At 64.5% G+C, this 18,840-nt stretch carries 19 protein-coding genes; 3 read left to right on the top strand and 16 right to left on the bottom strand.

Features of this window, described 5'->3' with window-relative positions:
- Window positions 1-18: 18 nt before the first annotated feature.
- The 12 genes from CH285_RS12705 to CH285_RS12650 form a co-directional block, all read right to left on the bottom strand.
- Complete coding sequence (locus tag CH285_RS12705) at window positions 19-1,524, bottom strand: SCO6880 family protein (protein WP_094642639.1); 1,506 nt, start codon at window positions 1,522-1,524, stop codon at window positions 19-21.
- Complete coding sequence (locus CH285_RS12700; RefSeq protein ID WP_094642638.1) at window positions 1,521-1,856, bottom strand: hypothetical protein; 336 nt, start codon at window positions 1,854-1,856, stop codon at window positions 1,521-1,523. The genes CH285_RS12705 and CH285_RS12700 overlap by 4 nt, the downstream gene beginning before the upstream one ends.
- A complete protein-coding gene (locus tag CH285_RS12695; RefSeq protein ID WP_094642637.1) occupies window positions 1,853-3,427 on the bottom strand; it encodes a hypothetical protein in 1,575 nt (524 codons plus the stop codon). Before CH285_RS12695 ends, CH285_RS12700 begins: the two co-directional genes overlap by 4 nt.
- A complete protein-coding gene (locus CH285_RS12690) occupies window positions 3,424-4,257 on the bottom strand; it encodes a hypothetical protein (protein ID WP_094642636.1) in 834 nt (277 codons plus the stop codon). The genes CH285_RS12695 and CH285_RS12690 overlap by 4 nt, the downstream gene beginning before the upstream one ends.
- Window positions 4,254-4,892, bottom strand: a complete 639-nt coding sequence (locus CH285_RS12685; protein WP_094642635.1) for a hypothetical protein — start codon at window positions 4,890-4,892, stop codon at window positions 4,254-4,256. The genes CH285_RS12690 and CH285_RS12685 overlap by 4 nt, the downstream gene beginning before the upstream one ends.
- A gap of 54 nt (window positions 4,893-4,946) precedes the next feature.
- Window positions 4,947-5,216, bottom strand: coding sequence for a hypothetical protein (locus CH285_RS12680; RefSeq protein ID WP_094642634.1), 270 nt, complete (start codon window positions 5,214-5,216; stop codon window positions 4,947-4,949).
- A complete protein-coding gene (locus CH285_RS12675; RefSeq protein WP_094642633.1) occupies window positions 5,213-5,419 on the bottom strand; it encodes a hypothetical protein in 207 nt (68 codons plus the stop codon). Before CH285_RS12675 ends, CH285_RS12680 begins: the two co-directional genes overlap by 4 nt.
- Window positions 5,416-5,715, bottom strand: coding sequence for a hypothetical protein (locus CH285_RS12670; protein WP_051364808.1), 300 nt, complete (start codon window positions 5,713-5,715; stop codon window positions 5,416-5,418). The genes CH285_RS12675 and CH285_RS12670 overlap by 4 nt, the downstream gene beginning before the upstream one ends.
- 36 nt (window positions 5,716-5,751) lie before the next feature.
- Window positions 5,752-6,390, bottom strand: a complete 639-nt coding sequence (locus CH285_RS12665; RefSeq protein ID WP_094642709.1) for a DUF6668 family protein — start codon at window positions 6,388-6,390, stop codon at window positions 5,752-5,754.
- Window positions 6,391-6,422: 32 nt separating this feature from the next.
- Entirely contained in the window at window positions 6,423-8,090 is a 1,668-nt protein-coding gene (locus CH285_RS12660) for a cutinase family protein (protein ID WP_255032424.1), read from the bottom strand.
- A gap of 51 nt (window positions 8,091-8,141) precedes the next feature.
- Entirely contained in the window at window positions 8,142-8,990 is an 849-nt protein-coding gene (locus CH285_RS12655) for a hypothetical protein (RefSeq protein WP_094642631.1), read from the bottom strand.
- Between the two features lie 92 nt (window positions 8,991-9,082).
- Window positions 9,083-10,222: a hypothetical protein gene (locus tag CH285_RS12650; protein WP_255032425.1), complete on the bottom strand. Its 1,140-nt coding sequence runs from the start codon at window positions 10,220-10,222 to the stop codon at window positions 9,083-9,085.
- Between the two features lie 1,144 nt (window positions 10,223-11,366).
- Between CH285_RS12650 and CH285_RS12645 the strand changes: the two genes are divergently transcribed.
- The gene (locus CH285_RS12645) at window positions 11,367-11,864 is read left to right on the top strand and encodes a helix-turn-helix transcriptional regulator (RefSeq protein WP_080731984.1); all 498 of its coding nucleotides are present in this window, start codon (window positions 11,367-11,369) and stop codon (window positions 11,862-11,864) included.
- 173 nt (window positions 11,865-12,037) lie between these two features.
- On the opposite strand, the gene CH285_RS12640 is transcribed toward CH285_RS12645, so the two are convergent.
- Window positions 12,038-13,072: a GAF domain-containing protein gene (locus CH285_RS12640; RefSeq protein ID WP_052057167.1), complete on the bottom strand. Its 1,035-nt coding sequence runs from the start codon at window positions 13,070-13,072 to the stop codon at window positions 12,038-12,040.
- Window positions 13,073-13,113: 41 nt separating this feature from the next.
- Window positions 13,114-14,499: a cytochrome P450 gene (locus CH285_RS12635; protein WP_032370878.1), complete on the bottom strand. Its 1,386-nt coding sequence runs from the start codon at window positions 14,497-14,499 to the stop codon at window positions 13,114-13,116.
- Between the two features lie 211 nt (window positions 14,500-14,710).
- On the opposite strand from CH285_RS12635, the gene CH285_RS12630 reads away from it, so the two are divergent.
- Together CH285_RS12630 and CH285_RS12625 are read left to right on the top strand one after the other, a co-directional pair.
- Window positions 14,711-14,923, top strand: coding sequence for a hypothetical protein (locus CH285_RS12630; protein WP_032370879.1), 213 nt, complete (start codon window positions 14,711-14,713; stop codon window positions 14,921-14,923).
- A 211-nt stretch (window positions 14,924-15,134) separates the two neighbouring features.
- Window positions 15,135-16,964, top strand: a complete 1,830-nt coding sequence (locus CH285_RS12625) for a hypothetical protein (protein WP_141214934.1) — start codon at window positions 15,135-15,137, stop codon at window positions 16,962-16,964.
- Between the two features lie 206 nt (window positions 16,965-17,170).
- Here CH285_RS12625 and CH285_RS28380 read toward each other — a convergent pair whose 3' ends face one another.
- Complete coding sequence (locus CH285_RS28380) at window positions 17,171-17,299, bottom strand: hypothetical protein (protein WP_255032426.1); 129 nt, start codon at window positions 17,297-17,299, stop codon at window positions 17,171-17,173.
- A 401-nt stretch (window positions 17,300-17,700) separates the two neighbouring features.
- On the bottom strand, window positions 17,701-18,678 hold the full coding sequence (locus CH285_RS12610; protein ID WP_094642628.1) for a hypothetical protein: 978 nt from the start codon (window positions 18,676-18,678) through the stop codon (window positions 17,701-17,703).
- Between the last annotated feature and the right edge of the window lie 162 nt (window positions 18,679-18,840).

Raw genomic sequence — 18,840 nt, 5'->3', positions numbered from 1 at the left:
GATGCGGTCGGCGGCGCTCTAGCTGCGGCGCACGAGGATCGAAGTGGAAATCTGATCGGGCAGGAGGACACCGACGCCGAGGCCGGCGGCGAACGCGGCGTCCTGGAAGGCGAACGCGCGGCGCAGTCGCAGGCGGGATCGGGCGGCGAGGGATTCGGTGACGGCGGCCGCGTTCGCAATTTCTTCGACCGATCCGACGGTGATGGTCAGCAGTGCCGAATAGCGTTCGTATCCGGCGCCGGAGACCATTTCGCGGCGGGCCTGCTCGGCGATCTCGTGGCGCTTCTCCGACCCGGCGGAGGTGATCTTGTTGCCGCGAGAGTTGATCGCGTGCAGGGCGTCTCGGTGTTGCTTGTCGACCTTCTTCGCGGCGTCCCCGGCGGTGTAGGGGCGGTAGACGAGCGTCAATCGCTTACGGGGGATGTCGTCGTGCGGCTGCAGCAGCGGTTTGAGGACGGTGTCGGTGAACACCGATTCCGGCGGTGCGGCCATTTCCCATACGACCGAGACACCGCCGTCGTGGCGGTAGTGACCCCACTCGGTCTTCGCTCGTCCCGGTCCGGCGTCGTCCCAGTCCACGCCGTGCTCTTCGCCGGAGATTTCGAGTTCCTCGAAGTCGTTCTCGGTCGAGGGGTTGTAGGAGCGGTGCACGGCCGCGGTGATTTCGGCGGCGGTCATCGGTTGTGCGTCGATCCCGGCCCCGGAGAGCGACTCGTACAGATCCGGCAGGCGGCGGGCCAGTTCGGTGGCCATCTCTTCGGGGTCCTTCTGGCGTTCGCGGGTGGTGGCGCGGAAGGTGATCGACAGCCGTGCCAGGGTGCGGTGGCGACCCGAGGGCATCCGGACGGCGGACTGCTCGACGAACGACGCAGCCAGCGGCGGTGCGGTGGGGACGAGTTCGTGTTCGGCGCGACGTGCCAGCCGCAGGCCCGTTGCGGGAATGTTCTCCACCACCACCACGGCTCCGACGATGTCGCCGGGCAGGCCGAGGTCGGCGAGGTAGACGCCCCAGTCGGCGGTGTAGAGGTCCTTGTCGCGCTGGACGATGGCTTCGTCACCGCCGGGCAGGGCGTCGAAGACGACGGTGTAGCGGTGATCGTCGGGGTTGTGGATCATCCCGAACTCGTTGCCGTGACGGTCGATTCCCATGTAGACCTTGGTGCGGGCGAGCAGGCCGGGGAGCTTGTAGCGGCCACCGGGGATCCTCGAGTGCGGTCCGGCGTGGTACTCCGTGGACTTGTCGATGTGCTTACGCCGCATCCATTGCATTCTCAGTTGTCCTGTCTCGTAGAGGGTTCGGCCGTTCGGGGCGATGACCAGAGGGGTGAGGATGAGCGCGCCGACACCCATCAGAGCCAGTCCGACGACGACGTGGACGAAGATCAGGACTGCGAACGAGACCGCGAAAAACCCTGCACCGTAGGCAATGACCTTCGTCGGCAGCCCGAACGCGAACGTCGACTGGGGCCGATTGCCCGCGGAATAGATCGGCGGCTCGTACGGGGCTTCGAGCTGCGCAGTCATCGCAGATCACCGCGTGCGAACAGAGCCGATCCAACGGCGACGGCTGCGGTGACGATGTAGGCGACGACGACGGCGGTACGTGCGGGGATCTTCTCCCACCACGCCCACTGCTCTGGCGGTCTCCAGGCGTCGGGAGCGGGAGACTGTGGCCGGGGGGTGGGGGTTTTTACTCCGACGGCGGGTCCAATCTTGGCGGCGTGCTGCGTCCAGTCCGGTGCGCGGCGAACCCTCAGGCGCACCGACTCGAACTCGTCGCAGCGTAGCGCTCGCTTCCAAGCGACGTAGCTGAGTAGGGTCAGCTTGGGTGAATGTGTTGGATTGTGTTGTGTCATCGTTGAATCCGTCCGTGGTAGTTGCCGATCGCCCCGTCGGCAGCTGCGCCAAGGGTGCCTGCAGTGTTTCCAACCGCTCGGGCGCCGGATCCCGCGATTTTGAGTGCACCTGCTGCGCCTGCGAGTCCCGCTGACGCGGCCGTGAGACCAGCCGTAGCCATTCCCTTGGCCATTCCGCGCGTCGCGCCGCTAGGTCCGGGTGAACCGGATGATCCGGACGAACCGGTGTAGCGCCCTTGCAGACCCGGAGCTGGCCGCGCCCCGGTCCCGGCGGAACCTGTCGATCCCGCTCGCCCTCCGCTTCCTCCGGACGATCCCGATGCCTTGCTCGAGGCTGAACCGAGCGTGCGTGCGCCGGACATAGCCGCACCTGATGTCACTGCGCCACCGGCCTGTCCGAGGGTGCCGACTTCCCTGCCTCCCGCCGAGATGGACTCCGCTGCCGGAGCGACGACCCGGATGAGTGCTGGGAGCGAGAATCCGATGACGGCGAGGAGGACCGAGCCGATGATGACCGTCGCGATCTGATCCGAACTCGACGACGACGCTGCCCAGAATGCGAACAGGTACAGCAACGTCGCGACCGGTTTGAACAGCAACGCGCCGAGGGTGAACGCGATCATCGACTTGTACGAGCTACGGCCGGTGCCGGTGGCCGACGCGGCAGCAGCGAGCGGGATGATCGCGACGACGACACACAGCACCGCTTCACGGATCAGTAGGGCGATCAGTTGAGCGACCGAGCCGAGGAATGCGAACCCGGCGCAGGCGAGCGCGAACACCGGGCCTAGTCCTATCTTGTCGTCGAAGGCGGTGATGGCGGTGATTTTTTCGTTCAGATCGCCGCCGACGAACTTCTCCAGTGCATACGCCGAGGCGATGTCTCCGCCTTGGTGAAACATCAACACCAGGATCGGCAGTAGTGAGACGGTGACGACGGTGCGCACCAACATGGTTGCGGTCTCGGTGGCACCTTCCATCACCGCTTGTTTGCGAGCGATCGCGAGTTTGATCATCGCGATCACGATGGAGGCGAACAAGGCGACGACGGTGAACCCGGAGATGATGTTGCGTAGGCCCGACATGGCGTTCTCGGCCGCCAATCCGGGAATACCGGAGGACATCCAGAACGTCATCACCGACCGGAAGGCCTGGGTGTTGCCTTCCATCACCGATTTGGCGAAATCGCCGACCGGATCGCCCCAGAACGCCGACGCAGCGGAGGAGACCCCGGTGGAGATCGCATCGCCTGGGTTGATGACGGTCGCTGCCTCTAGGCACCCAATTTCGTTGAGTTCGTCACCGAAGCCCAGTGCCGAGGCAGCGTCGGTGGCAAGCCCAACTAGACCGGGTACGTCGACGTTCTCGGCTGGGTTCATGTCCAGGCACTGTCGGCGCGTCTGCTGAAACGCGTTACCCGGATCGGCTGCGGTATCGAGAGATTCGGTCAGTGAAGGAAGTGGTGCGGGTGCCGGTTCTTGGGCGGTGGCGGGACCCGCCAGGAGAACGGTCGCGGCCAGGGCAGCTGTTAGTACGAGCAACGACGTCAGGGTTCGGCGCACTGTGGTCACAGGGTCCACCGGGTGAAGCCGTCGAGCGAGTTGTACGGGCCGAATCCTGCACGCTGATTTTCGCGTGCTTTCCACGTTCCACCGTCCCAAACCATGTTCAAACGAATCCCGCTGTAAGTCGGTGACGGCATCAGCTGTCCGTTGTCGTCGACGTCGCGGATCATCGCGAGCTCGACCACGGTGAACGTGTCGGAGCACGAGAGGATTCGGAATGCCGTCGGAGCCCGCAGCGCTACCGGGGCGGTGTTCACCGGCTTGAGTGCTTCGGCGTTCTTCTGTTCATCGGTGAACCGGCCGGGATCGATCACAGTCAGCTTCTCGGTGGCCTCGACCGTGACCGGTCCACCGGCTTGTAGACGCGGGTAGAGGTTTGCAGCGGCCAGCGCTGCACCTTGTGGGGTGCGGGTGAAGCCGGCGAGCACGAGTCCGTCGATGTAGGAAGGCCCGTCGGTTTCGGAGTAGAGGGTGGAGAGGCCGAAGTTGCGCTGGATCATCACCGACTCCGGGGACGTCACCGGTCGGCCGTCATTGGTGCATTCGACACGCGGGCCGCTCGGCTCACGCTGCGGGAGCGGTTGGCCAGCTGGATTATTCGGGACCATCACCGTGCGCCCGGACAGATCGGCGTCGGGAACACCGAATCCTTCCGCGCCGGTGTCGAGCTCGGAGTCACTAGGGGTAGGTGCTGCTGCCGTCGGCGGTGGGCCAGCGGTGGTCGTCGGGGTGTCGTCGTCGTTCATGTTCGGGATGATGAACACGATCGCGCCGACGATGGCGATGACGACGATGGCAGCAACGGTAATCAGGACGGTACGTAGCCGACGGTTCATGGGGTGCGCTCCAAAGTGGTGTAGCCGTCGAGGGAGTTCAGTTCGACGGCGTCGATGTTCTCTTGCGCGGTCGGTAGGACGATGCGCCAGTCGTCAGCGATCCATTGCAGTGCAACGGGATAGGAATAGATCTGGTCGGCAGTTCCGATGGTTTGTGCCACCGACACCCCCGCCGAGAGCGGATCATTGGAGTAGTCGGTGACCTCGAAACCGACGAACTTCGGTGCAGCGTCGGCCGGGACGGATCCGGAGACGGTGACGGCGGCGCGTGCGGCCGCGAACTCGTCACGTCCGGGTCCGGGTGCGGTGACGGTGTTGACGACTTCCGGCCACGCGCGGTCGTCGGCGACGGCGAGTGCGGTCTGCCCGTTGATCGCGGCCAGGACAGCACCTTGTGGGGTCTGTGCATATCCGCTGCGGTTCACCGATGTTCCGGCGAAGGGCCCGTCGACCCGCGAGGTGGGCACCGATACCCCTGCGACCTCGCGCCAGGTCAGCTCGGCCGGGGCGGAGCGCAGATCCGGTGCCGGATCCGGGGTGGCGGTTGGCGTGTCGTCGTTGCCGGATCCGCACGCAGCGAGTGCGAGGACGGTCGCCGCTGTCGCGGCGATCCGGAGTGTGCGGGAGACGGTCATCAGGAGAATGCCTTTCGGGTCGATGCAGTTCGGGCGCAGGGAATGTCGGGGTTCTCAGGCGAGTACGGCTTGGGCGATTCCGGATGCGGATCCGATGATGGCGGCACAGATCAGGATCCGTGCCAGGGTGGCGTCCTCGACCATCTGTGTTCCGGTGGATTTGCGTTGGTTGACGAACACCGCCCCGCACACGAACAGTGCTGCGATGCAGGTGACGATGGCGAACCAGAGCAGCCACGACAGGCCCGTCATGATCGGCTGCCACACCTCGTCGGGCCACTCGACCGGTGAGGTCGGTGGTTGCGCGAGCATGTCGGTGTTCATGTCATCGCCGCCGTGGCCACCGTATTCGCCACTCCAGCAACGAATCCGAGCAGTATCGACGCATACAGCAGTCCGGTGGCCCGCTGGTTGGCCTGACACCAGCGGCCCCTGAATTGGTCGTACGCAAGCTCACCGCCGCCGACCATGACTCCGACAATCGAAGCAATGATCAGACCCCACAGAGTCCAGTTCACGATGGTCATAGGACGAGCATGTTGACCAGGCCTGCGGCACCACCGATGACGATGGACCCGAACAGTCCGCCGACGAGTTTGCCGGTCGCGTTGCCGCCTTGCCCGCCGCCGGAGATCTTCTCGTACGCGAGCATCGCGCCGCAGATCATGATTCCGGCGACGGCAGCGATGATGCATCCCCACATCAGCCAGGACAGCAGGGTCAAGATCTTGTCCCCGGTGGGGCCGTCCGGTGCTTGGGGGCTGACGTCGCCGATGTTCTGCGCGAGGAATGTGGTCGTCGATGCGGTGAGGCTGGCAATCATGGTGTTCTCCTTGGGTGTTGGTTGAGAGGGTGCGGTTCAGTGGCCTGACGCATTGCGGGCGGCGGTGAAGATTTCCCGACCGATCGCGGCGAGTTCGTGGTGTGGGCTGGTCGTAGAGGGGGCGGGGGCGCGCATCCGCCCTGGTGGGGGCGGGTCTGGTTCGGTGGGGGTCCAGATCGCGAGTTCGTTCTGTCTGTGGGTGCGCAGATCCTCGACGTACGGGATCCGCCACACCGCTGGTGCTGCGGAGGCCACGACGTCCGCCCATCGGCGCAGGGTCTTGGGGAGTGGGCCGGGGGCGTCGGGAACAAGGACCAGTCCGAGGAGAGTGCAGTCGCCGACGAGGCCGGCCTGAGCTTGCAGGAGAAGATCGTGGGCAGCGTCGAGGCCGGCCCGGTCCGTACGGCACACGACCACGACGTTGCGGTGCCGGTCGGCTGCGGGCCAGCCCCGGCGAGCATCGCCCGCCGGGGCCCAGATCTGCGCGAGTGTGCCTGCGCCGGAGCGCCCGTGAGCGGCGAGGAGCCACATCACGGGCGGGCGACCGTGGACTGCAACCGGGTCGTCGTAAATCGGTGCTCGGCGTTCGGGCGGCGGTATCCGCAGCCCGGCCGGGGTGACCGACACGTCGTCGTCTCGGTAATAGTCATGGTGCTCAGCTGGTTGTGCGGCCATCTCGGGCGCACCTCCTTCTCCGGCGTTCTCGGTCACCGAGTGGTGGTTGGTGAGACGGTGGTCGGCACAGCGGCAGAAACAGAGGGGGTCGTCGTGGCGGTTCCGGTGGCTCCGACGGTGGCGTGGGCGGCGAGGATGCTGCCGGCACTGCGGACGGTGTCGGTGGTGGCGAACAGGGCCGCACCCTGTTTGATCACTGCCCCGACCTTGTCGGCGAGGCTCTGATCGCCGGTCAGGTCAGCGGCGAGTGCGACGATCCACCGCACGGTCAGCTCGACGGGGGTTTCACCTTTGGATCCGACCGGAACACTGTCGTAGGAGCCGTGTTTGGTGGCGGTGTTCCAGTACGAGGTGTCGGTGACGAGCTGCGCGAGACCGGCGTTCTCGTCGATGGTGTTCGACACTTCCTCGAACGCGACGTCGACGGCCGAGTCGATCGTGGCTGGGGGCACGAGCTTGACCGCCGAGGACAGCACTTTGGTGGCGAGTATGCCGAGGGCTGCGGGTGGGTTGGTCAGACCGACGGTGGCAAGCTGGCCGATGGTCTCGGGGGTGATGACGTCCTTGGCGACGGTGATCGCCGCGCCGATGGCCATGCCGGCGATCTTGGTGACCGCACCGACCGCTTCGTCGATCATCTCGTCTGTCGTGGTGGCGGAGGGGTCGGAGTACTTCGCCATCTTCGACAGCACCGTTTCCGACGACGAGTTGACCTCGAACCGGCCTGCCTTGGAGTCGAAGTCGATGTTGTCGTTGATCACCGACGCGCCGGTCATCAGGGCGGTGCGTCCGACGGCGGTGGAGACGTCGGTGAGGATCCGGACGGGGTCGCGGGTGTCCATCGAGGACTGTCCGGCAATGGATGCCACCAGCTTGGCTGCGGGGGCGTCGATGGGGGTGTCGCACGCGAGATCGCCTGCGGTGCAGTACGAGGCGACCCGGTCGGAGACTGCTCCGAATCCGGCGATTTTCGGTGTCGGTGCGATACCGCCGCCTGCGGGGGCGGCTGCGGCGACGGCTGGGGCGAGTTGGACGGTGTCCACTGCTGCACCGCTCGTTCCCGGTGCCGGGGCGGGGGTGGAGCCGCCGCCGGCGATGACGTCTTCACCTTCGGCGCGGGTGGGGTCGGAGAACAGTGCTGCGCCGGCGAAGTGGTCGGCGTCGACGGGTCCGGTTCCTGCCCCGATGTCGCGGGTGACTTGGGCGGCGACCTCGCCGCCCTGGGAGTAGCCGGAGAGGAAGACTTTGGTGCCGGGGCAGCGTGCGGCGATGTCGGAGATCATCTTGGTGGTGTTCTCGACGCCGATGTCGACTGACTGGGCGTAGGGAACGGCGGAGCGATCGCCGGGTTTGCCGCCGAAACTCGCCGGGTACGGGACGTAGCTGCGTTCGAGAGCGGGTCCGTCGCCGGAGTTCGCATCACGCATCGCCGGGACGGTCAGGCGGGAGAAGAAGCCCGAATCGGTGTCGGGTGAGGAGTTCTCGTCGATCTCGGTGGTGCCGGGGACGACGACGAGATGCAGTACCGGGCAGTTGCCGTCGGTGCTGGATTGGCTGGTGGTCGTCGATCCTGACGGGGTGGGAGTGGCGGAGGGCTGCGCGGCCGCGACGCCGCTGGCGGAGACCGCGACCGTCATCGCTGCGGTGGCGGCGAGCAGGCGCGGAGTGAGGCGGCGAACCTGGTCGATGGATGTGTGCACGGTTTCTCTCTTCTTCGGTGGGGTCCAGCGGATGTGCCTGGTCATAAGGGGTCAGCGCGGGACGATGGCGGAGATGAGCGTTGTGCCGTCCTGCTGCTCGGTGGTGGTGATCCGTTGGCGGCTCATGCGGCCGTCGATGCCGGGTCCGCGTTCGACGACGGTGACGTCGTAGATCCCGGCGTCGATCGGGTCGGCCAGGACACAGAACTCGATGTCGGGTTCGAGCTGGTCGATCCCCTGCTGGAGTCTCTGCGCGGACGCCATCACCGCGTCCGGTGCACCTGCTGCGCGGGCTGCGGCACCGTCGCGGTCGAAGTAAAAGGCCTTCTCGAACCGCCAGATCGCCACCGCGCCAGGGTCGTCACTGTCTTCGGTGACCGGGTCACCGTCGGCTTGGCCCTTGCACCAGGTGACATCGGCGGCGGCGGCACCGGCGGCAGCGGGGGCCGCCGATGTGGGAAGGGTTGTGGGGGTGACGATGTCGGCGGGAAGCAGAGCGGCAGGGGCCTGCGGTTCGTCACCGACACCGGTGAGGACCAGAGCTGCTCCCAAGCCTCCTCCGACCAGGACCGTGAGGGCAATCGTGACGGCGACAGCGGCGCGGTGGCGTCGCCACCACGACCGTGGGGGCGGCGTTTGCGCGGTGTAGGGGCCTCCAGTGCGAAGTAGAGAGGTCCGTTCGTCGAAGGAGCTGTATCCATCCGCTGGCCGGGCGGTGCCCATGTCCTCCGCAGAGTCGCCTGCGAACCAGTCGTCGTCGGGATCGTCGTCGGTGTTGTGCTGGTCGGTCAGGACGGTCAGTCTGCGCTCGGACGCTGCAGCGGCAGTCTCTGTGTCGGCGACGACAGGGTCGGCGAACCAATCATCGGAGCTGTCGTCGGGGGTCTCTCGAGGTGCCACAACAGGGCCTTTCCGAGTGTCGAAATGCAGGAACGGGATCGAACCTTCGGATACAGCCCGCCCACCGGTAGTGGTCGGGCTGCACCCGGAGATCAGATCGCGAGGTTCAGGCCTGCAAGTGCGGCGTTCGCCTGGTCGAGAACCGGTGCGACGGCGGTGTTCACCGCGGCTACCGTGTCAGCAACGGCGGGCTGCTCGAGCACCGTCGAGGAGAACTGCTGAACCTGCTCGTAGGCGGGTTCGGTCCATACCGGTGCAGCACTGATTGCCTGCCAGACGGTGGTGTCGACCGTGTTCTGGGTACCGGAGGCCTCGACAAGCAGCGGCGCAGCAGAGGCCGCTGGGACGCTCTCGGGTGCCGGTAGCGGGGCGGGCTCTTCGATGATTTGCTGCTCGCCGCCGAGCACGGTGGCACCGAGGATGCCGCCGATGGCAGCGCCGGTGCCGGTCAGGCCCAGTACGATCGGTGCCGACAGGGCAGCACCGACGCCTGCTCCTGCGAGTGCAGCCGCGCCGGGAATGAAGACCCAGCCGACAGGTCCGCCCCAGACGATCGCGCCGGTGCCTGTGGTGGCGGCGACGCCGAGTGCGCCGCCGATGGCGGCTGCGGTGCCGGTGATCACGGCGGCCGGGACGGCGGATGCGGCGAGGCCGACAGCGCCACCGGTCAACACACCCGTGGCGGTGCCGGCGGCGATGCGGTCGGCGCGGGGTGCGTCGGCGAAGCCGTTGTCCACGAGCCAGTTTCCGCCGTCGGCCTGTACAGCGGCTCCGGTGTTGTTGAACTGTTCGACCAAGTTCCGGTCCAGCACGTTCGGGTCGTACGGTACGAGTTCGCCACCGACGAGGACGTAGCCGTCGGGTGCGTCGATCGGAGCGATGATCTTGCGCTGCACAGTCGGGACAGGCGGTGGAGGCGGCGGGGTCGCTTGCAGGGCGGGCGGTGCCTCGGTCGGCGCAGCCTGCGGCGCGGGAGTGGTCTCGTAGTAGGTGTTCTGGTACGAGGACTGCTGATTACCGGACCGGTAGTCGTCGTAGCTACGCCACTGGGACTGCTGGACCTGAGGTGAGGCCTGGTAGCCGGGCAGGAACTGGCGTTCCTGGGTCGGGGCCGGCGGCGGCGCGACGGGAGTGGTGTCGGTGGTTCCGGACTGGGCGGTGTCGGGTGCGGTGACGAAGTCCTGCGGTGCTGCGTGTGCGGTCGCGGTGCCCCACGCGAGGGCGACGGCCACGGGAACGGCAGTGAGAACGAGAGCCCGGTCCCTGCGGCGGCGGTGACGCCCACTAATTCCTTGCTGAGGAGACATTGTGTGGCTGTGCCTTTCGTAAGCCGCTGTGATGCAGCGGTATTGGGTGATGTGTGACAGGAGTGGTTGATGGTGGAACCACCACCGTCCGCGCTGGGGAACGACCGAAAACGAGGGTCAGCCTTCGGGCGAACCCTCAGCGCGGACGACGGGTGATGCCTTGGGAGTGGATGCCAGCGGGCGTCCGTTGCACGCTGGCATCCACGAGCACTCAGCCCAGTAGGCCGAGCCAGAACCAGAGCTGCGAGAAGATCCAAGGCATCGGGCGTATTCCTTTCTGTTAGTAAGGAGTTGTGGAATGTGTTCGATGTCCCGGCGGGGTAGCGCAGTTCGGCACACGATGAGGTCGAAGCGTCACCATGCGACCCTCGCGCCGGTCCACCAATTGAGGGGCTACACGGGAGCCTCAGTGCAGTGAGTTCGCCGCGTAGACCCTCGCGACTGATCGCCTCTTCAGGCGTCAGTCGAGATTGGGGGTACTAGGCCACGTGGCTGAAGAGCGGAGACCGTGGGAGTGGTTCCAGGAACGTCGCATTGGCGTCAGTCCATTCACCAATCACCGCGCCCGTCTCTTCGCAGATCAGCCTGTGGTGGCTGTGGTGGGGCACGGCTGGGAGCGAACACACGGCCAGGCCCGCAACACGGTCGTTGACCGAGGGGCAGAGGGCGATGCCGGGATTGCAGGTGGAGCCCGGATGTAACGTTCGCGGTTGCGCGACAGATGTCATAGGTGTCTCCGATCCGATTGCGGTTCTGCTAGATCCGCATAGGCTGGGAGAGCCCCTGCGGATACAAGTTGGGCCCGATATTGGGGCTTTGTTCTGTAGGTGGAGGGGACTCCGGATGCGTTTCGGGACGACCAATCACGGCGCATCTGGAGTCTGCTAATTCGAGTTACTCTGAGCCAGTCGGCTTCTCGCTTTCTTTGGCGCATCAGTGATGCGTAGACGCTGTGGTTGATGCGGTGTGCGTCTGTAAGCCGAATCTTGCTCTGCCGACGCCCCGGGGGTGAACCTCAGTTGCATCGTCTAAACAACTGTATCTATACACTAGCATCAAAACATGCTTTATGTGCTACCGAATTGGGACAAGTGGCATCGTGTCCTCTCGTGAGGTTCCATCGGTGAGGCGTCGGTTGCGTGGTTTCGCACCTGACAAGCTGCGGGCACGACGAATTGAACTCAAGCTGAGTGGTGCCGAGGTTGCGCGCGTTCTCGGAGTGGCTTTGACGACGTACTCACAATGGGAGCGAGGCCAGTCCCATCCCCGTATAGACACTCTTGCTCGATGCGCTAAGGAATTCGGGTGCGAGATCAGCGATTTCGTCTCAGTGCCGGAGGACGAGGAATACCTCGGTGATCTGCGAATATCCAGGGGGCTGACCCAGGGGATGCTCGCGAGCGAAATCGGCGTCAGTAGCCAGTACATCGGGGCGCTCGAGCGCGGGCAGAGCAAACTGAGCGCGCCGGCCGCCCGCCAGATAGCGGAAGCGTTGGGGTACCCGGCGCAACGGGTCAGCGAGGCATACGAGCGTGTGCGGAAGCGGCCACGGGGCGAACCGGCCTGAGTAGGGACCTGACTCTGGATCGACATTCTGGCTCCAAGACGCGTGCTTGTTAGCCACGTGAAATATGTTCCACGTGGTGCTCAAAGGCTGCGTCTGAGGGCCATGCGGCCGACAGGAAATCTTCAACTCTTCGGGAGAGCGGAAGGTGCCGAGGGCGAAGCTATCACGATCAGTTAGGGAGTGGGAACCTCGAGCACCTGCTCGGAAGGTTGTAGCGCGGGGAGCACCGCAAGGACCAGCCGGTCACCAAGCTGTCCAGGGTAGGGCCTTAGTTCGAGTCGGGTTTGCTGCCACTTCCAGCCGGTCGCGTCGCCGCCGTCGATTGCACGGACGCGTACATCAGCTGACACAGGTGACGTATCGTGAGTCCACTTTTCCAGAGCGTCTGACAGTGTCGCTCGGTCGTCGTCGTGCAACACGCCACAGCCGCTTGTGAGGTCACGCCATTTCACCCAGGTTGGAGCTTCCGGTAACCACATTGTCAAAATCCCGGTTCGGCCGTCGAATACAGCGATGCGTGTTCCACCGCTCTCGAGGCCGCTCGGCATTCCCAGCTCAGCCAATGTCGGTTTGTCGGGTTCCGTTGTGTCTGTCACGTCGTGCCATAGCAGCCTGAGGCCGACGTTGGGAGGGTCAGTTCTCCCCCTCCCCCAGCAATGCCAACGCATGATTCGGCCATCTGCGTGGAGAACGGACATCGGGCCCTCCCACTTCTGACCGTGTGTAGGAACCAACGCCTGGGCGAACAACTCCTCGGACCCATCGAATTTGACAGCCTTGGCGTTGTACTCAGCCGGGGTTCGTTCTGGTACGTGATCAGCAGCAGAGACGCCGGACATCGCGGAAGCCTCGACTGTCTGCTCGATGACGGTGCGTTCGAGTAGCCAGGCTATTCCGGAAACGATGCGCACAGGATCGGGTTCGACCTCCGGGTCCCCCACCCAGACCTGTATGCCGTGGGTTTCCCCTGACGGCCCCAGAACTGGTACTGCGCGTATGCGAGCTTCACGCCGACGGCCTTTGAAGAGCACATCTTGCTGGGCGCGAGAACTGCGCGTGAGTTCCAGAAAACCAGGTAGATCGAACTCAGGCCCAGGTGACAAGCGATCGATTTTGGTCCAATCTCGGACCTTCCCCCCAGTACTGATGACTGTCATCTGTCCCGGCACCAGAGTTTCCACCAGGTGCCAGCTGTTCACGGTGTCCACAGGTTCCCCCTCCTGATCGACTTAGACCGACGACGGTACAGTCACAGCCGCCGCGAAACAGAAAGTCTGACGCCGTGTGGCCTCATTGTCACTGCTTCGCGCACATCGAGCTGGTAACCGGGGTCTGCCCGAATCTCGTACCGACGAGCGATGGACGCCAACGCAAGCACCGCCTCGTGTAAGGCGAATTGGCGGCCGATACACGCTCGCAGACCAGTGCCCCAAGGCTTGTAGATGCGGCGGTTGGTGTCGCTGGCCTGGCCTGTGGCGAACCGGTCGGGGTTGAACTTGTCTGCCTCTGGCCCCCACTCCGGTGAGCGATGCAGCTGTGGAAGGAGAACAAACACCCAACCCTCCGGTACCTCGTACCCGCCCAGCGAAGTTGCTCCGCGCTCACGAGCCTTGCGGAAGTAGCCGGGTGCAGCGGGCCACAAGCGGAGAGTTTCGTCGACTACATGTCGTGTCCGTCGCAGCTTGGGTACATTCTCGAACTCGATGTCGGTGCCATCAGGAGCGACGGCGTCAACTTCGGCCCGTATCCGCTGCATCTCATCGGGCCGCGTGCTCAGGAAATGCAACGCAAAGGCGATGGTCGATGCTGTTGTCTCGTTCCCCGCGATCAAAAAAGTGATGATCTGATTGCGGATGTTCTCCAGGGCCAGTCTGTCGCCCGTATCGGGGTCTGGCGTGCTGAGCATATGTTCGAGCAGATCCGGAGATGTTTTGCTGGAGTCAGGCTGGGCCATTCGCTGTTCGATCAGGGAGTCGACAGTGTGGCGTATGAACTGGAGGTCCTCATCGTGCTGCCTCGTCGCCCTTCGTCCTAAGACAGAGCGGATGATCGGCACATCGTTCGATGACTTGTTCACATAGTGAAGGACGCGAGCGATGGCGTCCGCAAAGGGTACGGCCTGGCGAAACGAGCCAAAATCATGCGACAGGGCGCAACGCCCGATCACGTCGAAGGTCAGCTTTGAGCACTCGTCGTAGGCGTCTACCGGACCAGATCCGCTATCCCACGAGGTCAGAAGTTCGTTGACTGATTCCTGCATGGCTTCGTGGTAACCGCGCATGGCCCCTTTGCTGAACGCCGGCCCTAAAACAGCATGCGCGCTATGCCAGTTCGGCTCCGAGTTGAACGCGGTGAACAGACCGTCTTCGCCGATGGCGCGTAGCTTGCGATGTGGCAGGGCGAGAAATTTTGCCCAGTACTTCTCGTCGTTCACTTCCGCGACAAGCTCCGGTTCCGAGACGACCACGAGTCGGTGGCCGAAAATCTTGCGTTCGTAGATCCCCCCTAGCTCGGTGGCCATTGCCATCTCTTTCTGAACCGGCTTGGCAGTATCGAGGCCAACGATGTCTCCGGCAAACGGCAACCGGTAGCGCGGATGAGGCAGAGTCTTCGAGATGGTTTGGGCGATCTCCATGCCAGATAGTGTCCACCACGTCCACAGACTTTGGTCGACGGCCATTATGTGACGCAGCTGCGAGAGTGGACCGGCAGCGCGTGAAGACCGTTTGAATGACAGAGGTGTAATTCCTGGTGACTTCCTCGGCGTGTCTCAACGCTTCGAAAATGATTCTGGTTCAGGATAGACACCGGTTGGGACCGCGGAAGTAGACGAAGGAGGCCGTGCCATGCCGATGCCCAGTAAGGGTGACCGGACGTCACTGACTGTCCGACTGCCGTCGGAGCTGATTGACACGCTCAAGGCGCAGCGAAGCTCGGCTGGTGCGACATCTCTGAGTCAGTACGTCGCTGATCTGATCGCGATTGCCAGCGACCGCGAAGATCTTGCGCGCGAACTGAATCGCGCGCATGAACAGGGGGTACTGCCCTTGACTGCGTAGCCGTCTCGACCTGAATCGACATTCGGGTCTTAGTCCAACTAAATCTACGCAGCACCTTGAGATGACAAAAACCCCCGGCGTGCGGGCCGAGGGCTTCTGAAGTCAGAGAAGCGAGTGACTAGCTCGCGACTCGTTCTGTGTTGCTTTCCCCGAAGGGACTGTCTTGGCGGACATGTCTCAGGGTACATCGTGCCCTGAAGTAGGTACAAGATTGAATGCTCGTGTCGTCCACCCGGATGCGACTGCGGACCGGCTGTGGCGTCGATTCGCACCGGCCATTGCTGCTCGCCGATCGATGCGTCTCTACGACCCGACGACACGTAAATACGTGTCCGCGGGGCCGCTGACGGTCAAAAGGCCGGCACTGCCTTCCGCTGTTCCGCTGTTCTCACGCGAGCGCGCCTGCATCGTTGCCCTGGACTTCGACACCAAACACCACGGTCACGCCGCCGTTGCGGCCGACGTGACGCGTCTGCTGGCCTGGTTGACCGAATGCGGTGGCCGCGCCGTCGTCGACCAATCGACCAGCGGCGGCCGACACGTGCTGATACCGCTGGCACCGGGAAGAACAGTCACCGCCGGCGAAGTACGGCCACTGCTACGTCTTCTTGCAGCGAGACTTCCCACGTTGGACATCACACCGATGACCAACCACAAAACCGGGTGCATCACCGTGCCGGGCTCGCAGTGCAAAGAAGGTGGCTACCGCACCCTCGTCGACCTCGACCCGGCTACAGCGGCAGACATCCTGACCGTCGGGTCCGATGCCGGCACACTCCAGCGCCTCGAAGCCCTGCTCGGAGGAACGGGCCGCACGGTCACCAGCCCGATCGACACCCACATCCGCGCCGAGACTTCCACTGAACGCGTCCTCGGCAGCAGCGATGACGCCCGGTTGCACCCACGTTTCTGCCGTTCCGCCCCGCCGCCTCGCTGCGTCCTCGACTTCGCCAGCACCGGCCGCATCGACACCCGCCGCTGGCCCTCACGCTCGGAAGCACGCCAATCGGTCATCACCCACGCAGTCCTCGCCGGTGCCAGCGCCAACGACATCCTGACCCGCGTTACTGAGCCTGCATGGGCGGGTGTGCGTGCCGCATACGCCCGCTACGCCGAACCCGAACGCGCCATCCGCCGCGACACTGCCCGCGCACTCGATTGGGCTGCATCGACACTCCCTGACCCAGTCCGGGATATCGGGCACAAGCAAAAGCACACAGGGGGTACCTATGATCCGGTACTTCGTTTATGGCTTACCCACGCTCAAACCTGGGTCGCTTCCGAGTTTCATCATCGTCGGGATCGCTGGACCACCCATGCAGTCGTTCAGGCACTGGCGTGGGCTGCCGCAGTGTCAGGGCAGATAGTGGAAGGCGTCCCCACTGTCGGTGTCGGTGGGCGGTCACTGTCCATCGCCGCCGGCATGCTCCCCGAATCGACGGTGTGGTCCGTTCTGGAGCGGCTGCGGGACATGGAAGGCTCACCGCTGTTGTTGATCGAACGCGGAGTCGGCCAGAACCCTGATCGGTACGCACTGGTGCCCACACATGCGGGACGTGCGGCGGTAATCGACACTGTGGCAGGGCCAGCCGAAGTGGAGTCGGTACACCCGGCGTGGAGTGTCATCGGCTGGCGTCACCGCATCCTCTACGACGCAGTCCTCGCCGCAGCAGAGCCTATGACCCCGGATGAGTTGTTCACCGCCATCGGGATGGGCCGGACCAGCGGATACGAGGCTTTATTGGATCTGCGCGTCGCTGGTCTGCTCACGGTCGAGAACACCTACATCGGTGTCGGGCCCGTGGAACTAGACGACATCGGCCATCGCTACGGCCTCACGTCTGCCGTTCGTGCCCGCATCGTGCGCCACCGCGCAGAACGCATCGTTTGGCGAGAATGGCTTGCAGCCCGCGAGGAGGCACGCACCCCGCCGGAGCCCGATCGGTCGGTGTTCGCGGTCGCCGACGATCACCCGGCCGATTCACCCGACCACGACTACATCCTGGCCGTGATGAACACCGGGCCACCGGACCCGTTCTGACGCACCGTGTATCGGCCACGAGTTCAGGGTGATACCGAGCGCTGGCCTTGTTCGCGTTACTCGCTCTGGCCCTCCTCCAGTGCGGCTGGATGCTGCAACGCCGGACCGAACTGGACTCTTGGTGCAGTGGCGCTGCGTGGATGCTGGGCGGCGTGAGCGATCGACGTACTCGATGTCGGCCCAGTCGACGTCCTTGGGTGTCGGGGTCAGATGACCGGTGCGTTGGGTTGGCGGCGGATGAAGTCCGCTATTTCGGGGACGGTGAACGCAACCACGCCGCGGGCCGGCGACCAGATGAGTCCTTTGCGTATGCAGGAGTCACGGTGCGGTGCCATCGATTCGGGGAGTATGCCGGCGGCGATGGAGATGCCTTCAGACTATCGGATTGTATGTATTCGTATCAGAATTAGTCTTATACATTCAGATACATTCCGATAGATCGGTGACTCGGTGCAGATCCGCCCGGTGCTACGTCGACGAGCAGCACCAGGCACAGGAGCAAATACCGTGACACTCTTGCGGTGTCGATGTCGGCCGATGCTTGAACGGTGGCTACGCACCGTCGAGAGATGTTGACGTGCGCGGCGGGTGTCGAGCCCACGCCTGAGGCGTAGACGCCATCTGTCGCGGTTTTCTGGGTCCAGGTGCCGCGGCGACGTTGCGGTATCCGATCTTTGTGCTCGACGAGTTGGACGACGACCAAGGTGCCGGGGTGCCAGATCGTGAGTGCGCCGCATCAAGTGCTGTCGCCGCTGGTGGATGGGTCGAGGAGCTGCAGGGTGCGTTGTAGGAGGCGCTCGATGCGGTCTTCGACGTCGTCGACTATGTCCGGTAAATCGGCCAGCGCCGTGTGAGCGCGTCGACGTGCCTCGACACCCGAGCGGTAGTACCCGGAGTCGAGGTCTGCAGATACCGGCTCCGGCGTGGCGATCGGGTAACACGGATCGGTACCACCGTCGATGGGTCTGACGATGGGGCGGCGTGGGGTGTGCAGTGGAGAAGCGCCGGTGCGGTGCCTGCCGATCACTACTCCGACTTCAGCGGCGGTCATCGCCGTGGCTGGCAGGGGTAGGTGGCCCCACCGGTCGATCGGCACGGCGACCGGACCGCTGCGATGCGGCAATGCGGGCATGTCGGGAAAAGTGTTGCGTTGCAGATGTTCCGATAGCAACGTCGTCGAGGGGTAGTGCTCGGAGAATTGCAGGACGGTGTGCCACCGGTGCCATATCGTGGCCGGCTCGACATTGCTGACGTCGTTGGGGGCGATGCGGATTCGGTGGCGGCCGCCGATCCACACAGTGTCGCCGTTGGTGGTGATGTCGGTGCGGTCGAGTTTTGCAATGGCTTTGTGGGACAAGCCTGCTCCGGCGAGCATGAGGAGGACGGCGTCGCGGCGACCGAACAGTGCGGCCGTCGATCCGGACGTCGGTAGTCCGGCCGCGATGATCTGGTACTGCGCGGCACGCCGGATCGTTCGATCGCTACGTGCCGAGTCCAGTGCGATCCGAATCGACGTCACTCGTCCGGGAGCGGGCTGGCCGGCATCGAGGTGAACACGATTGATCGCAGAAACCCGGCGCAGCTGCGCCTCATCGCCGGCAGGATTTTCGGCGAGGAACTCAGCCAGGGTGATCGGCGACGCAGGTAGAGGCTCGACGTCGGCCGCAGCGCACCAATCGGCGAACAGTGACCACTGGTAGCTGTAACCGCTCACGTACTGTCCTGTCTCGGTGTCACCCCATGACGGTAGCGGGCTGATGCCGACGGGATCGGCCGTCGCTGCGGGTCGCTCGCCACGAACCTGGGGTCGTAGACCGCTCCTACCGCGGTCCAGGTCATGGGGGTGAAAATCCGGGGGGCTGACCGGCATGCGCGG

It is taken from the genome of Rhodococcus sp. 05-2256-B1 (genome assembly GCF_002258465.1).
Taxonomy (GTDB): Bacteria; Actinomycetota; Actinomycetes; order Mycobacteriales; family Mycobacteriaceae; genus Rhodococcoides; species Rhodococcoides fascians.
The sequence above is the reverse complement of the archived record's forward strand: the minus strand, read 5'-3'. Positions and strand labels throughout refer to the sequence as shown.

Bases quoted from the DNA above. Each gene is read 5' to 3' on its own strand.
- CH285_RS12705 (WP_094642639.1), bottom strand. From the start codon at position 1,524: ATGACTGCGCAGCTCGAAGCCCCGTACGAGCCGCCGATCTATTCCGCG.
- CH285_RS12700 (WP_094642638.1), bottom strand. From the start codon at position 1,856: ATGACACAACACAATCCAACACATTCACCCAAGCTGACCCTACTCAGC.
- CH285_RS12690 (WP_094642636.1), bottom strand. From the start codon at position 4,257: ATGAACCGTCGGCTACGTACCGTCCTGATTACCGTTGCTGCCATCGTC.
- CH285_RS12685 (WP_094642635.1), bottom strand. From the start codon at position 4,892: ATGACCGTCTCCCGCACACTCCGGATCGCCGCGACAGCGGCGACCGTC.
- CH285_RS12680 (WP_094642634.1), bottom strand. From the start codon at position 5,216: ATGAACACCGACATGCTCGCGCAACCACCGACCTCACCGGTCGAGTGG.
- CH285_RS12675 (WP_094642633.1), bottom strand. From the start codon at position 5,419: ATGACCATCGTGAACTGGACTCTGTGGGGTCTGATCATTGCTTCGATT.
- CH285_RS12670 (WP_051364808.1), bottom strand. From the start codon at position 5,715: ATGATTGCCAGCCTCACCGCATCGACGACCACATTCCTCGCGCAGAAC.
- CH285_RS12665 (WP_094642709.1), bottom strand. From the start codon at position 6,390: ATGGCCGCACAACCAGCTGAGCACCATGACTATTACCGAGACGACGAC.
- CH285_RS12645 (WP_080731984.1), top strand. From the start codon at position 11,367: ATGTGCTACCGAATTGGGACAAGTGGCATCGTGTCCTCTCGTGAGGTT.
- CH285_RS12635 (WP_032370878.1), bottom strand. From the start codon at position 14,499: ATGGAGATCGCCCAAACCATCTCGAAGACTCTGCCTCATCCGCGCTAC.
- CH285_RS12630 (WP_032370879.1), top strand. From the start codon at position 14,711: ATGCCGATGCCCAGTAAGGGTGACCGGACGTCACTGACTGTCCGACTG.
- CH285_RS28380 (WP_255032426.1), bottom strand. From the start codon at position 17,299: ATGGCACCGCACCGTGACTCCTGCATACGCAAAGGACTCATCTGGTCG.